The organism is Mycobacterium sp., assembly GCF_047975165.1.
In the GTDB taxonomy this organism is placed as follows: domain Bacteria; phylum Actinomycetota; class Actinomycetes; order Mycobacteriales; family Mycobacteriaceae; genus Mycobacterium.
In genome coordinates this window covers 1-13,889 of the sequence record NZ_JBKECZ010000116.1, presented here as the reverse complement: position 1 = coordinate 13,889, position 13,889 = coordinate 1, and the positions used below count along the sequence as shown (strand labels likewise).

At 67.9% G+C, this 13,889-nt stretch carries 11 protein-coding genes and 1 pseudogene; 6 read left to right on the top strand and 6 right to left on the bottom strand.

Annotated features, from left to right (window positions below; translation table 11 throughout):
• Positions 1-754 (bottom strand): IS256 family transposase (locus tag ACK5M9_RS11890; protein ID WP_416893373.1); only part of this gene is annotated, 754 nt, incomplete at its 3' end.
• A 255-nt stretch (positions 755-1,009) separates the two neighbouring features.
• On the opposite strand from ACK5M9_RS11890, the gene ACK5M9_RS11885 reads away from it, so the two are divergent.
• Complete coding sequence (locus ACK5M9_RS11885) at positions 1,010-4,030, top strand: SNF2-related protein (protein ID WP_416893372.1); 3,021 nt, start codon at positions 1,010-1,012, stop codon at positions 4,028-4,030.
• On the top strand, positions 4,023-4,868 hold the full coding sequence (locus ACK5M9_RS11880; RefSeq protein WP_416893371.1) for an SWIM zinc finger family protein: 846 nt from the start codon (positions 4,023-4,025) through the stop codon (positions 4,866-4,868). The genes ACK5M9_RS11885 and ACK5M9_RS11880 overlap by 8 nt, the downstream gene beginning before the upstream one ends.
• On the opposite strand, the gene ACK5M9_RS11875 is transcribed toward ACK5M9_RS11880, so the two are convergent.
• Complete coding sequence (locus ACK5M9_RS11875; RefSeq protein WP_416893370.1) at positions 4,861-6,345, bottom strand: flavin-containing monooxygenase; 1,485 nt, start codon at positions 6,343-6,345, stop codon at positions 4,861-4,863. The genes ACK5M9_RS11880 and ACK5M9_RS11875 overlap by 8 nt on opposite strands.
• Positions 6,346-6,487: 142 nt before the next feature.
• Between ACK5M9_RS11875 and ACK5M9_RS11870 the strand changes: the two genes are divergently transcribed.
• On the top strand, positions 6,488-7,366 hold the full coding sequence (locus tag ACK5M9_RS11870) for an HpcH/HpaI aldolase/citrate lyase family protein (protein WP_416893369.1): 879 nt from the start codon (positions 6,488-6,490) through the stop codon (positions 7,364-7,366).
• A 59-nt stretch (positions 7,367-7,425) separates the two neighbouring features.
• Here ACK5M9_RS11870 and ACK5M9_RS11865 read toward each other — a convergent pair whose 3' ends face one another.
• Genes ACK5M9_RS11865 through ACK5M9_RS11855 form a run of 3 tightly spaced genes read right to left on the bottom strand, consistent with a single transcriptional unit; the run spans position 7,426 to position 8,858 of the window.
• Positions 7,426-7,749, bottom strand: a complete 324-nt coding sequence (locus ACK5M9_RS11865) for a DMT family transporter (protein WP_416893368.1) — start codon at positions 7,747-7,749, stop codon at positions 7,426-7,428.
• Positions 7,750-7,785: 36 nt separating this feature from the next.
• The gene (locus ACK5M9_RS11860; RefSeq protein ID WP_416893367.1) at positions 7,786-8,577 is read right to left on the bottom strand and encodes a hypothetical protein; all 792 of its coding nucleotides are present in this window, start codon (positions 8,575-8,577) and stop codon (positions 7,786-7,788) included.
• Between the two features lie 11 nt (positions 8,578-8,588).
• Positions 8,589-8,858 (bottom strand): hypothetical protein, encoded by a 270-nt coding sequence (locus ACK5M9_RS11855; RefSeq protein WP_416893366.1) that lies wholly within the window; start codon positions 8,856-8,858, stop codon positions 8,589-8,591.
• A 205-nt stretch (positions 8,859-9,063) separates the two neighbouring features.
• Here ACK5M9_RS11855 and ACK5M9_RS11850 point away from each other — a divergent pair, with 205 nt between their 5' ends.
• The gene (locus tag ACK5M9_RS11850) at positions 9,064-9,768 is read left to right on the top strand and encodes an MspA family porin (protein WP_416893365.1); all 705 of its coding nucleotides are present in this window, start codon (positions 9,064-9,066) and stop codon (positions 9,766-9,768) included.
• 645 nt (positions 9,769-10,413) lie between these two features.
• Positions 10,414-12,579 carry an acyl-CoA dehydrogenase gene (locus ACK5M9_RS11845; RefSeq protein ID WP_416893364.1) on the top strand — a complete coding sequence of 722 codons (2,166 nt, stop codon included), beginning with the start codon at positions 10,414-10,416 and terminating at the stop codon, positions 12,577-12,579.
• Between the two features lie 303 nt (positions 12,580-12,882).
• On the opposite strand, the pseudogene ACK5M9_RS11840 reads toward ACK5M9_RS11845, so the two are convergent.
• Positions 12,883-13,344 (bottom strand): annotated as a pseudogene (locus ACK5M9_RS11840) (transposase); the annotation flags it as partial.
• A 68-nt stretch (positions 13,345-13,412) separates the two neighbouring features.
• Between ACK5M9_RS11840 and ACK5M9_RS11835 the strand changes: the two are divergent.
• Positions 13,413-13,724, top strand: coding sequence for a transposase (locus tag ACK5M9_RS11835; RefSeq protein WP_416893363.1), 312 nt, complete (start codon positions 13,413-13,415; stop codon positions 13,722-13,724).
• Positions 13,725-13,889 lie beyond the last annotated feature (165 nt).

The following is a 13,889-nucleotide window of genomic DNA, read 5'->3' as shown; positions in this document are numbered from 1 at the left end:
GCCAGGCCGCGCCGGGCAGGGTGGCGCCGATCGCGGCTACCAGTCCGGCGTGCGCGTCGGAGGTGACCAGCTTGACCCCGGACAGGCCGCGGGCGGTCAGCGACCGCCAGAACGTCAGCCACCCGGCCCCGTCCTCTGCCGTGGTGACGTCGATACCGAGGATTTCGCGGTAGCCCTCGGCGTTGACTCCGACCGCGATCAGGGCGTGCACGTTGGCCACCCGGCCGCCTTCGCGGACCTTCAGGACCAGGGCGTCGGCAGCGACGAACGTGTAGGGGCCGGCATCCAGGGGCCGAGTGCGGAAGGCCTCCACGGCGGTGTCGAGTTCGGTGGCCATCACCGACACCTGCGACTTCGACAACGACGTGATGCCCAGGGTCTCGACGAGTTTGTCCATCCGCCGGGTGGAGACCCCGAGCAGGTAGCAGGTGGCCACCACGGTGGTCAACGCCCGTTCGGCCCGTTTACGGCGTTCCAGCAGCCAGTCCGGGAAGTAGGACCCCTGCCGCAGTTTGGGGATCGCCAGGTCCAGACTGCCTGCCCGAGTATCGAATTGGCGATGCCGGTAGCCGTTGCGGGAGTTGGTGCGCTCAGCGCTGCGCTCGCCGTATCCCGCACCGCACAGCGCGTCGGCTTCAGCACCCATCAAGGTGTGGATGAACGTGGCCAACAGCTCACGCAGCACATCGGGATGGGCCGTGGTGAGTCGTTCAGCCAGCACGGCGGGCAGGTCGATATTGTGGGTGGTGGTCATCGCGTTGGTTCCTTTGCTCGAGTGACTTTTTTCGGGTCTCTCGAAGAATCACGCGATGACCTTCATTCATTCGGCTACGACACGCCGGTACCGCAGATCAGGTCCGACTCGTACACCACTCTGCTGGACGCAACCGAATGTTGCCGACCATGGTCCCGATGCCCTCGACCGGGCATTGGGCGGGTGGATGCGGGCCCGATCCGTCACCGACACCCGCTAACCTGATGGCCAGTCGTCGATGGGGATATCGCAACAATGCTGGTCCTACACGCGTTCTGGTCGCTTTCCGGTGAGCTGTGCCTGTGGGCGGAGGACGCCGACCGCACGGTGACCAGCCCCAGCGACGCGGTGCGCAGTGCGCGCCCGCATCCGTTCGCCGCTCCGGCCGATGCGATCGCGCCGATCCACGCCGGCAAGCCGGGCACCGCGGTGCTGCTGCTGCCGTCGTTGCGTAAGTCGCCGCTGGATTCTCCGGAGTTGTTCCGGGTCACCCCGCGTCCGGCGCCGCGCACCGACCCTGTATTGCTGCCGTGGACGGTTCCGGTGGTGGCGCTGCCGACCGGGGCGGCACTGGCCGCACTGGATACGCCCGCGCCCGACGTCCGCTACGGCGCGTCGGTGACCTATTTCGCCGAAGTCGCGGCTTTCGCGCGGGATCTGGCGGAGCGCGGCCGGATCCTGCCGGCGCTGGCCACCGACGAACACGGTCCGGTCGCATGCTGGCGTCCGGTGGTGCAGGGTGCCGACATCATGGTCCTCAATGCGCTGATCGCCGCGATGCCGCCGGTCTGCCGGGCCGGGCCGGATGGCTCGGACGCACACGAGCTCGTCACCTCGGCGCTGGGGGCATTCATCGACGCGACAGTCCGCAGGCAATTGCCGGCCGGGCTCGACCTGCTCCCGCCGCGGCGCGGCCGCCGTCCGAAATATGCTCCGGTACAGGAGCTTTGGTTGACAGCATTGACCGCTCCGGATGGCCGTTTCGATGCCGGCCCGCAAGAACTCGACGCGCTGGCCGCGGCACTGGAGCCCTGGGATGACATCGGTGCTGCCCAGCCCGGCCCGGCCAGGGCGATGTTCCGCTTCACCGACGCAGCAGACGCCGACGACGAACCGCCGGAGTGGCGGGTCGAGTTCCTGTTGCAGTCGCACGCGGATCCGAGCCTGCTGGTGCCCGCGGAGCAGACCTGGAACGAAGACGGCGCCCTGCGCCGCTGGCTGGACCGGCCGCAGGAATTGCTGCTGGCCGAACTGGGCCGCGCCGCGCGGGTCTATCCCGAATTGGCGCCGGCCCTGCGAACGGCGCGTCCGTCGGAAATCCGGCTGGACGCCGAGGGCGCCTACAATTTCCTGTCCACCGCGGCGCCGCTGCTCGACGAGGCCGGGTTCGGCGTCCTGCTGCCGTCCTGGTGGGACCGGCGCCGCAGACTCGGCCTTGCCGTGTCGGCATCCACCCCCGTCGACGGAGTGGTCAGTGGCACAGGGCGATTCGGTTGCGAGCAGCTGATCGACTTCCGCTGGGAACTTGCGGTCGGCGACGACACTCTGACCGACGACGAGATAGCCGCGCTCGCCGAGACGAAGGCCCCGCTGATCCGGATGCGCGGTCAATGGGTGGCGGTGGACCCCGACCAGCTTCGCCGGGGGCTGGAGTTCCTGGCGAAGAATCCCGCCGGGCAGGCGACCACCGGTGAGATCCTCGCCATGGCCGCCAGCCATCCCGGCGATGCCGACGCGCCGCTGGACATCACCGCGGTGCGCGCCGACGGCTGGCTCGGCGACCTGCTCAGCGGGCAGGCGGCGCAGTCGTTGCAGCCGCTGGTGCCGCCGCCGGAATTCACCGCGGTGCTGCGCCCCTACCAGCAGCGGGGGCTGTCCTGGCTGGCGTTCCTGTCATCGCTTGGGCTGGGAAGCTGCCTGGCCGACGATATGGGGCTGGGCAAGACCGTGCAGTTGCTCGCGCTGGAATCCGCGCAGCGTCACGACGACCCCGACACCGGGCCGACGCTGCTGCTGTGCCCGATGTCGCTGGTCGGTAACTGGCAGCGCGAATCGGCGAAATTCGTACCGGCGCTGAGGGTTTACGCCCATCACGGCGGCGGACGGCTGCGCGGTGACGCGCTGGGTGAACACCTGGACGACGTCGACATCGTGGTCACCACCTACGGCACCGCGACGCGCGACATCGACGAACTCGCCGGAATCCGATGGAACCGGGTGGTGCTCGACGAAGCGCAGGCGGTGAAGAACAGCCTGTCCCGCGCCGCCAAGGCGGTGCGCCGGCTGGAGGCGGCCAACCGGGTGGCCCTGACCGGCACCCCGGTGGAGAATCGGCTCGCCGAGCTGTGGTCGATCATGGACTTCCTCAACCCGGGTCTGCTCGGCACCTCCGAGGTGTTCCGCACCCGATACTCGATCCCGGTCGAGCGGTACGGCCAGACCGAACCGGCCGAGCGACTGCGCACGATCACCCGCCCGTACGTGCTGCGCCGGCTCAAAACGGACCCGACGATCATCGACGACCTGCCGGAGAAGATCGAGATCAAGCAGTACTGTCGGCTGACCACCGAGCAGGCGTCGCTGTACCAATCGGTTGTCGACGAGATGATGGAGAAGATCGAAAACAGCGACGGTATCGCCCGGCGCGGCAATGTGCTGGCCGCAATGGCCAAGCTCAAACAGATCTGCAACCATCCGGCCCAGTTGCTGCACGATCGGTCGCCGATCGGGACCAGGTCGGGCAAGGTCATCCGGTTCGAAGAGATCCTGGAGGAGATCCTGGCCGAGGGCGACCGCGTGCTGTGTTTCACCCAGTTCACCGAGTTCGCCGAGATGCTGGTGCCGCACGTGGCCGCGCGGTTCGCCCGGGAGGTGGCCTACCTGCACGGCGGCACCCCGAAGAAGCGACGCGACGAACTGGTGGCCCGCTTCCAGGGCGGCGACGGCCCGCCGATCTTCTTCCTGTCACTGAAGGCCGGCGGCACCGGGCTCAACCTGACCGCAGCCAATCATGTTGTGCACCTGGACCGCTGGTGGAACCCGGCGGTGGAGGACCAGGCCACCGACCGGGCATTCCGCATCGGTCAGAAGCGAACCGTGCAGGTGCGTAAGTTCATCTGCACCGGCACCCTGGAAGAGAAGATCGACGACATGATCGAAGAGAAGAAGGCGCTGGCGAATCTTGTGGTCGGAGACGGGGAGGGCTGGCTCACCGAATTGTCCACCGGCGATCTACACAGGCTGTTCGCACTCTCGGCGGGGGCGGTCGGTGAGTAGCTGGTATCCGCCGCCGTCACGGCCGCGTCCGGTCGACGGAGGAATCAAGGCACGCAGCACACGCGGCAAGATCGCCCAGACATGGTGGTCGCAGCGGTTCATCGAAGTGCTGCAGGACATCGGCATGGGCAGCCGGCTGCAGCGCGGTCGCAACTATGCCCGCCGGGGACAGGTCCTCTCGCTGGAGGTGGGCCCCGGCCTGGTCACCGCCGAAGTTCAGGGCAGCCGAGCGCGGCCCTATCGGGTCCGCATCGGTATCGGCGCCTACGACAAGAGCCAGTGGGCGCAGGTGGAGGATGCGCTGGCCGGAAATGCCTGGTACGCAGCCAGTCTGCTGGCAGCCGAGATGCCGTCGGATATCGAGGACCTGTTCCAGACGCTGGGGTTGTCGCTGTTTCCGGCGAGTACGCGGGAGATGTCGATGGACTGCTCCTGTCCCGATTTCGCTGTCCCGTGCAAGCATCTGGCCGCGGCGTTCTACCTGCTGGCGGAGCGGTTCGACGATGACCCGTTCGAGATCCTGGCCTGGCGCGGACGAGACCGGGAGGATCTACTGGCGAATCTGCGGGCCGCCCGGTCCCAGGGGAGCCCCGCAGCCGACCGGGGTGAACCGGCGGGCCGGCCGCTCGCCGACTGCATCGACTCCTACTTCGAGCGCCAAGGCGACCTGCCGCCGCCAAGCCCGCGCGTGATGCCGGCGGTGGCGTGGCTCGATCGCGTCGCCGACGTGCCCGGGGACACGCTCAGGGTGGGCGGACGCCCCCTCGCCGAGGTCCTGCGGCCGGTGTACGCGGCTCTGGGGGATTCCGGCTCGGGCTCGCCGGGCCGGCTCAGCTGAGCCAGTAGTCGCTCAGCGGGTATGTCGAGGCCTCGCGAAGAGCGGTCCGCGTGGACGTCGGCCGCAGCAGTGTCGCCTCACCGCTGGGGTTGAAGTAGTACGATCGCGCCGATGCGCAGTCGCCGAGCCGGAACAACGAGTCACCCAGAAGTTCGGTCATCCGGTCGAGGTAGCGGGCGTTGGCGTCCTCGGTGACTTCGAAAGTGCTTGCGCCCCGGCGTTTCATCTCCGAGAAAAGGCGGTCCATGTGCCGCATCTGGTATTCCATGTTGTTGAAGAAATTCAGCCCGAGGAACCCGTACGGGCCCGACAGCGTCAACATGTTGGGGAAGCAGGGCATCGTCATGCCCTGATAGGCCTGGAATCGCTGGCTGCGCCACCACTTTCCGAGGTTGCGTCCCTGGCGGCCGAGGATCTCGAAGGCGGGGAAGTTGGACTCCCACAGGTCGTAACCCGTCGCCAGCACCAAGGTGTCGATCGCGCACCTGCTGCCGTCGTCGGCGACCACAGCGTCCGGCTCGATCCGGTCGATGCCGGTGGTCTGTAGGGTCACATTGGGTTTGGTGAACGCCTGATAGTAGGTGTTGGAGAACGTCGGGCGCTTGCAGCCGAATTCGTAGTCCGGGGTGAGCCGCCGGCGCAGTTCCTTGTCCCGGATCGTGGCGAACCGGTACATCTTGGACAGGTCACCCGCGGCGATGTTGAGCCGGCGGAAGTACCGGTGATGCACGATGCCCACCAGGATCATGAACTCGTAGATCGCGTCGGTGATCGCCCGGACAGTCCGTTGCGTCATCGGGACGCGGGCGAACAGCCGTTTGGTGCGCGCGGAGAATTCGAAGTCGATCTTGGGCACCGCGAATATCGGTGTCCGCTGAAAGACGGTGACGTGCGAGGCATCCCTGGCCAGTTCCGGGATGAGCTGCACCGCGGTGGCGCCGGTCCCGATGACCCCGATCCGGCGACCGGCGGGGTCGTAGGCGTCGTCCCAGTCGGCGGTGTGGATGACCGTGCCGGCGAAATCCCCGATGCCCGGGATATCCGGCGTGTGCGGCTGGGACAGGAATCCGGTCGCGGTGATCAGGTACCGGCCGGACATCGTCTGCCCGTCGGCCAGGGCCACCCGCCAGACGCGGGCGTCCTCGTCCCACCGCGCGCCTTCGACGGTGGTGCCGAATCGCATGTGGCGGCGTACCCCGTATTTGTCGGCGACGTCGCGGGCGTACTGCTTGATCTCGGTGCCGGACGGGAACAGCCGGGACCAGTTGGGGTTCGGCTCGAAGTAGTAGGAATAGGTGGTCGTGGGAACGTCGACGGCGAGGCCGGGGTAGTGGTTGACGTGCCAGGTGCCGCCCAGGTCGCTCTCGCGGTCCAGGATCACGAAGTCATCCAGCCCCAGGCGCTTGAGCTGGATGCCGGCTCCGATGCCGCCGAGACCAGCCCCGACGATGATCGCGTCGAATTGCCCACCCGTCATAGGCCAGAACATACCGGATATCGGTGCCCGGACCGTGTGAGCTCGGCGGCGCGTGTACCGCATACGCTGGCTGGTGTTCGGTCGCGCCGAACGCGATGTTGCCGTCCGAATACTCGGAGTCCGACCGAAAGGCCAGCCCGCCATGGCGCTGAATCCGCGTCCCCGCCGGTCGGCTCTCTACCTGCCCGGCGACAAGGCCCGCGCGCTGGAGAAGGGCAGGACCCTGCCGGCCGACGTGCTGATCTTCGACCTCGAGGACGCCGTCGGTCCGGACGCGAAAGCGCAGTCGCGTCGCAGCGTGTGCGAAGCGGTGGAATCCGGCGGATACGGTCACCGCGAGCTGGTGGTGCGCATCAACGGGTTGGGCACCGACTGGTACGACGACGACCTGTCGGCGGCGGCGAATTCCGGTGCCGACGCGATCCTGGTGCCCAAGGTCGAGACGGGCGCCCAGGTGCGAGCGCTGGCCGCCGGATTGGCGGCGGTGGGTGCGCCGGAGCCGATGCGGCTGTGGGCGATGGTCGAGACGCCGAAGGCTTTCCTACACATCGAGGAACTCGCCTCGGCCGACGATCGCCTTGCCGCGCTCGTCGTCGGGACCAACGATCTGATCAACGAACTGCACGGGCTGCACGTGCCCGGCCGCGGACCCGTCGTGCCCGCGCTGGCGCTGGCCGTACTGGGTGCGCGGGCGGCCGGCAAAACCGTGCTGGACGGTGTGTTCAACGCGATCGGCGACGACGCCGGGTTCAACGCGGAGGCCCGGCAGGGGCGCGAGCTGGGCTTCGACGGGAAGACCCTGATCCATCCGTCGCAGATCGATCCGGCCAATGCCGTGTTCGGCCCGTCGGAAACCGAAGTCGCCGATGCCGTCAGGATCGTCGCCGCCTATGAACGGGCTCGGGTCGCCGGCCGGAGTGTCATCACCGTGGATGGCCGGATGATTGAAAGCCTGCACGTGCGGGAGGCGCAGCGGATTCGCGCGCTCGCCGAGCAGATCGCCGAACTCGGTGGCCGCTAGCCGCTAGCCGGTGGCTGCGGGCCGCCGGCCGCCGGCGGTTGGCTGCGCGCCGCCAGCCGTCAGTGGGCGCCGCCGAGGTTCACCGTGACCACGCCGGCGACGATCAGCCCGACACCGACCACCTTGGCCGCCGAGAGTGTCGAACCCAGGAACGTCACCGCGATCAGCACGATCGCCACCGTGCCGATGGCCGACCACAGGGCGTACGCGATGTCGGTCTGCATACCCCGCGCGATCGACAATGCCAGCAGGGCGAACGAGACGCCGTAGCCGAGCAGGCAGACCGCCGTCGGCCACAACCGGGTGAAGCCCTCGGTGGCCTTGAGCAGGCTGGTCGCCCCCACTTCGGCGAAGATCGCGACGAGCAACAGCAGGTAGGCCAATTCTCGTCCCCTTCTGCAGACGGATGGTCGAGCGTCTCAGACTATTCCGACCCGTTCGGTGCAGTAGGTTCGGACGGGTCTGGGGAATGTGACGGGGTGGGTGGCATCGGGGCAGGCGTTCATGTCGGCTTTGCCGTCCAACCGGGCGACCACGCGCAGGACCTTGCCGGTGGTGTCGCACGTCACCTCGCGGACGGTCTCGTCGTTGCGGATGGCCATATAGCAATGGCCCACGAAGAGATTGGGAATGAAACAGCGCCGCGTGCCGTCGCGTTCGATCGACAGGTACCTGCTGCTCTTCACCCGGTGATCCGGGCATTTGCCGCTCGCGTCGGCCAGCGCCGCGAATTCGAGTACCGCCTCGGGATTCTGGCAATTGCTGCGCTTCCACCGGGAGTTGTCCAGGATGTCGTTGGTGAAGCACTCGCCGACGGCCGGACGGGAGTGGGTGCTGACGATTACGGCCGCGGTGCCGAGGACACCGGCGGCTCCCAGGGCGAGCAGTACGGCGCCGGCGATGATCATCGCGGTCCCGCCGCCGGTGGCCTTGGGTGGCGGTGCCGTGCCGGTTGGATAGCCCGCAGGATCGCCGGGCGGGTAGCCGGGTGCGGCGGGTGGATAACCCGGCGGTGGGTAACCCTCAGGCGGGTAGCCCTGAGGCGGGTAGCCCGCGGCCCGGGGATCCCGGGCGGCTCGTCGGGAGGCGGAGCGGCTGCGCAACCCGATGATCAGCAGGACCAAACCTACGATGGGCAGCACGAGTGCCCCGGCGATGCGCAATGCCGTGCCGACACCGCCGACCGTTTCGGCGAGGTAACTGATTGTCATACGGGAAGATGTCAGAAGCCACCGACGTTGCAGGTGATGGTGCGGTTCTGGCAGTAGTTCCCAGTGCCGGGCCAGCTGTGCGAGGGGCCATCGCGGTCGCGTGGGTTCAGTGTCAACGCTGGAGACATCTGGAAGATGTCGCTGGTGTCGACGATCGACGGTACGCCGTCGTCGGGGTCCGCTTGTGCGAGACCGGTGCCGCCGAACATCAGCGCGACGCCGACCAGCGCGCCCCCTACCACGGCGGTGAGCGTTGTCCGGGCGACTCGGAGCCGATTCATTGCTCGCCTTCCCTGCGGTGTGCCGGCCTTCGGTGCCTCCAAGTTTACCCCGCGGGCGTGCTCCTGTGGACCCCGGTTGCGCGTGGATGCCGGCGAATTCAGCGGTGCTGCCCGCGTCGCAAACCAGCCACGAACGCACAACGACTCGGCGATGACTGGATAAACAGGGTTCACCCGGGTCGCGATGGTGCCTACCGTTGTCCTCGTGAAGCCGTTCCGTACGGTTGCTCGTCGTGCCGTGGTTGTCGCTGCCTGTCTGGCAGGGGTGACGCCCGCGGCACTGGTGCATGCCGATCCGGCCGCACAACCCGTGGTGCCGGTCGCTGCGGTCGCCGATGGCGCCGTGCCCGCCGGTGAACCTTCCCGGGTCACCACACCGGACGGCTGGACCCTGGCATTGGGCGCCAAAGACGAACGGCAGGTTCCGGTGGCGCCGCTGACCACCGCGGTGTCGTCGCGCGAGTACCTGTCCAGCGGAATATTCGGCGGTTCCCTGAAGGGGCCGGACTCCCCGGAAGGCGTCATCGAAGTCGGCTACGAGATCGGCTGCGGCATCGACATGAGCACCGCCAACGGTGTCACGATGTCCAACAGCGGCGGTTTCGCACCGTCGCTCGGGGCGCAATTGCCGATTGGGCCGGGTATCGAGGGGGCCCAACTGCTCCCGCTGGTCACGACGCCGTACAACGGCGTGGTGAGCGTCGGCCTCAAACCAGGCTTCGTCGTCGTTGTGCCGGTCGTCCGCAAGGAGTTCCGAGGCGCCAACCCCTGGGTGATGATCAGCGACTTCCACATCAAGATCGACGGATGTGTCGGCCAGTCGTTCATCCGCTCCTACGCGACGCTCACCCGGGTCACCGACGAATCCGACGTCGTCCTGTCCTACGTGGGTACGACCAAGGCCGTGTGACGACCCGTTCCGGCCGGTAGACCGGTGGGGCAAGCGACATCTGTGCGCGCCGGGGTATCTGTTTGTGCGGGCCGTGGCGTTGTGTCAGGCCGCTGGACGCGAGCCTTGGCGGTTGATCCTGCGCCAGTGGCGCAGCCACCCCCGTTGACCCTGCGCCCAGGGCGCCCTCCACTCGCACTTTTGCGCCGCCTGCGAAACCACCCCGACCCCCGTTGACCCTGCGCCCAGGGCGCCCTCCACTCGCACTTTTGCGCCGCCGGCGCAGAGTGAATGCTCAGGGCGCTGGGGCGCTGGGGCGCTGGGGCGCTGGGGCGCTGGGGCGCTGGGGCGCTGGGGCGCTGGGGCGCTGGGGCGCTGGGCGCTGGGCGCTGGGTGCTGGGCGGCGATATTGATCCTGCGTCCACGGCTGCGACACGCCGACCATCAGCACCCTGGACGCAGAATGAACTCAACTGCTCCAGCCCGCCAACTGCTCCAGCCCGCCAACTGCTCCAGCCCGCCAACTGCTCCAGCCCGCCATACCGTTCAGGCGGCGGGCCACCTTGACAATCCGCGCGAAGGCCGGCGTGTGCCTTGAGTAGTCTCGTTAACCGATTCCGGGAACCCGCGACGGCGCGGGCCCTGCCGTACCGCGAGGAGGCCCCGATGGGGATCGCACTGACCGACGACCACCGTGAACTCGCCGGGGTGGTCCGCGGGTTCCTGAACTCCGAAAACGCGCGGGCCGCGTCCCGGGAGCTGCTCGACGCGCCCGCCGAGCAGCGGCCCCCGTTCTGGCATCGCCTGGCCGAGCTGGGCTGGCTAGGGCTGCACATCGACGAGGAGTACGGCGGTTCGGGCTTCGGCCTGCCCGAATTGGTGGTGGTGGTCGAAGAGCTCGGACGGGCGGTGGCGCCGGGGCCGTTCCTGCCGACGGTGATCGCCTCGGCGGTGATCGCCAACGGCGCCGGCGCGGAGCAGAAGGCGCGGTTGTTGCCGGGACTGATAGACGGAAGCGTCACCGCCGGAGTCGGTTTGTCCGGCAGCGTAGAAGTTTCCGACGGTGCCGCCAACGGCGACGCCGGGATCGTGCTGGGCGCCGGACTGGCCGGTCTGTTACTGCTGACCGCCGGTGAGGACGTGCTGGTGCTGGACTGCGGCCGGGACGGTGTCTCGGTCTCGGTGCCCGAGAATCTCGATCCGGCCCGGCGGTCGGGGCGCGTGCGGCTGGAGAACGTCAGCGTGGGCAGCGACGACATCCTGCCCGGAGCCGCCGCGTCGGCCCTGGCCCGGGCCCGGACACTGCTGGCCGCCGAGGCCGTGGGAGGGGCGGCCGACTGTGTGGAATCCGCGGTCGAATATGCCAAGGTGCGCAAGCAGTTCGGGCGTACCATCGCCACTTTCCAGGCGGTGAAGCACCATTGCGCGAACATGCTGGTGGCCGCGGAGTCCGCGCTGGCCGCCGTGTGGGACGCCGCCCGGGCGGAATCGGAGGACGAAGCGCAATTCCGGCTGATCGCCGCGGTGGCGGCGACGCTGGCGTTTCCCGCCTACGAGCGCAACGCCGAACTCAACATCCAGGTGCACGGGGGTATCGGCTTCACCTGGGAGCACGACGCGCATCTGCACCTGCGCCGCGCCCTGGTGACCGCGGCACTGCTGGGTGGGGATGCGCCGGCGCGCGATGTTTTCGAGGCGACGGCAGCCGGTGTGGCCCGGGACAACAGCCTGGACCTGCCGCCGGAGGCCGAACAGTTGCGCAGTCGAATCCGTTCCGACGCAGCGGAATTCGCCGCATTGGAGAAGAAGGCGCAGCGCGACAAGCTGATCGCGACCGGCTACGTGATGCCGCACTGGCCCAAGCCGTGGGGGTTGGCCGCCGATGCGGTGGAGCAGTTGGTCATCGACGAGGAGTTCCGTGCGGCCGGTGTCAAACGTCCCGACTACGGCATCACCGGCTGGGTCATCCTGACCCTCGTTCAGCACGGAACACCGTGGCAGATCGAAAGATTCGTCGAGAAGGCACTGCGTAAGGACGAGATCTGGTGCCAGCTGTTCTCCGAACCCGAGGCCGGCTCCGACGCGGCCTCGGTCAAGACCCGGGCCACCCGGGTCGACGGCGGCTGGAAGATCAACGGCCAGAAGGTGTGGACCAGTGGGGCCCAGCACTGTGCCCGCGGGTTGGCCACGGTGCGCACCGACCCGGATGCACCCAAGCACGCCGGGATCACCACCGTCATCATCGACATGTCGGCGCCCGAAGTCGAGGTGCGTCCGCTGCGCCAGATCACCGGCGGTTCGGAATTCAACGAGGTGTTCTTCAACGACCTGTTCGTACCCGACGAGGATGTCGTCGGGGCGCCCAACTCGGGGTGGACGGTCGCCCGTGCGACGCTGGGCAACGAGCGGGTCAGCATCGGCGGCAGCGGCATGTTCTACGAGGCGCTGGCCCCGGAGCTGGTCAAGTTGGCCCAGAAGCAGGCGGACCGGGTGGCCGGGATAGTGGTCCGGGTGGGGCGTTACCTCGCCGAGGAGAACGCGTTGCGGGTGCTGAACCTGCGGCGCGCGGCGCGCAGCGTGGAAGGTGCGGGTCCGGGGCCGGAGGGCAACGTCACCAAGCTCAAGCTCGCCGAGCACATGATCGAGGGCGCGGCCATCTCGACGGTACTGGCCGGGCCGGAAACCGTCCTGCTGGACGGTCCCGGTGCCCTGGCGGGCCGGATGGTGATGGGCGCCCGTGGCATGGCGATTGCCGGCGGCACCTCGGAGGTGAGCCGTAATCAGATCGCCGAGCGGATCCTTGGCATGCCCCGGGACCCGCTGATCAACTGATATGTGGGCACTGTTTGTCAAGAGGCAGGTGAAAGCCGCCCCGGTTTTGCCGGGGCGGCTTTCGTTTGATCGGGGTCGGTTGGTGCGGTGGCGTTCGTTGGTCAACGACGGTGGTGTCAGACTGATATACGCGGGTTGGTTACCGCAAGACGATGGTTCGGCGCGAACGGTGGCTGCTCTCTAGGGACGGGCGTCGCAACAGTATTGCGTGAATGCTGTTGCTGCTCATAGTTGTTACGCAGGTCTAGTTCGCCTACCTCGCTGTCGACCGACCGACTCCGATCAAGTTTGGTTAACCGACGCTCATCTCAGCGTGGCCAGCGACCAGCACCACCCGGCGAGTTGGCGGGCGACGGCGACGTTGGCTACTACATGGGGTTTGTTGCGTTCGTTGAACTGACACCATTGCTGGTGCAGCCGCCGGTTGCCGGCATGGCCTCGGGCCTTGAGTGCGGGGTCGACCTTGGCCCAGCGTGCGCGCATGGTCGGGCCCGGACGACGGTAAGCAGCGCGGTGATGCCAGGCCGCCTCGATCAACAATCGCCGCACGTGAGCGTTGCCGGCTTTGGTGATCGACCCCTGCACCCGAGAGGCCCCCGAGGAATACTCGGTGGGGACCAAACCGACGTAGGCGCCGATCGAGGCGCCGGTGAACCGGGTCCAGTCACCGATCTCCACACTCAACGCCAATCCGGTCAGCGCCGAGATGCCCCGCAAGCACCCCAACCGGTCGACTGAATCAGTCCAGCGCGGTGAGGCCGCTACCTGGGGTTACCCCCGTTTTGTGGACGTCCTGATCGGCTGGGCGTTGCTCGGCTGGAGAGGATGCACTCATGGGTGCGAAGAGGAAGAGTTGCACCCCGAAGTTCCGTGCGGAGGCTGCGCGGTTGGTGATCGATACCGGTCGCACGATCGCCGGAGTCGCCCGTGAGATCGGGGTCGGAGAGGCCCTGCTGGGCCGGTGGGTGGCTGTTGAGCGGTCGAAGTTGGATGATCCTCCTAAGGTGCTTGATGCCGACGGGCGGGCCGAGTTGACCCGGCTACGCCGTGAGGTGGCCGAGTTGCGGATGGACCGGGCGTTTTTAAAAAAAGCAGCAGCCTTCTTTGCGGTGGAGAACTCGAACCGGAACGACGGTTCGCGGTGATCGACGCGCAAAAGGCACACCACAGCATCACCAGGATGACCGAGCTGCTGGCGGTATCCCGATCGGTATATTACGCGAGGGCTGCCCGCCGGGACGCAGCACCGGGGCCGCGGGCGGCGCGCTCCGCGGAGTGGACGGTGAAGATCCGCCAGTTGCATGCGGCCT

Excerpts from the sequence above, each read along its gene's own strand:
- ACK5M9_RS11885 (WP_416893372.1), top strand. The coding sequence starts at position 1,010 with ATGCTGGTCCTACACGCGTTCTGGTCGCTTTCCGGTGAGCTGTGCCTG.
- ACK5M9_RS11875 (WP_416893370.1), bottom strand. The coding sequence starts at position 6,345 with ATGACGGGTGGGCAATTCGACGCGATCATCGTCGGGGCTGGTCTCGGC.
- ACK5M9_RS11870 (WP_416893369.1), top strand. The coding sequence starts at position 6,488 with ATGGCGCTGAATCCGCGTCCCCGCCGGTCGGCTCTCTACCTGCCCGGC.
- ACK5M9_RS11860 (WP_416893367.1), bottom strand. The coding sequence starts at position 8,577 with ATGACAATCAGTTACCTCGCCGAAACGGTCGGCGGTGTCGGCACGGCA.
- ACK5M9_RS11855 (WP_416893366.1), bottom strand. The coding sequence starts at position 8,858 with ATGAATCGGCTCCGAGTCGCCCGGACAACGCTCACCGCCGTGGTAGGG.
- ACK5M9_RS11845 (WP_416893364.1), top strand. The coding sequence starts at position 10,414 with ATGGGGATCGCACTGACCGACGACCACCGTGAACTCGCCGGGGTGGTC.
- ACK5M9_RS11835 (WP_416893363.1), top strand. The coding sequence starts at position 13,413 with ATGGGTGCGAAGAGGAAGAGTTGCACCCCGAAGTTCCGTGCGGAGGCT.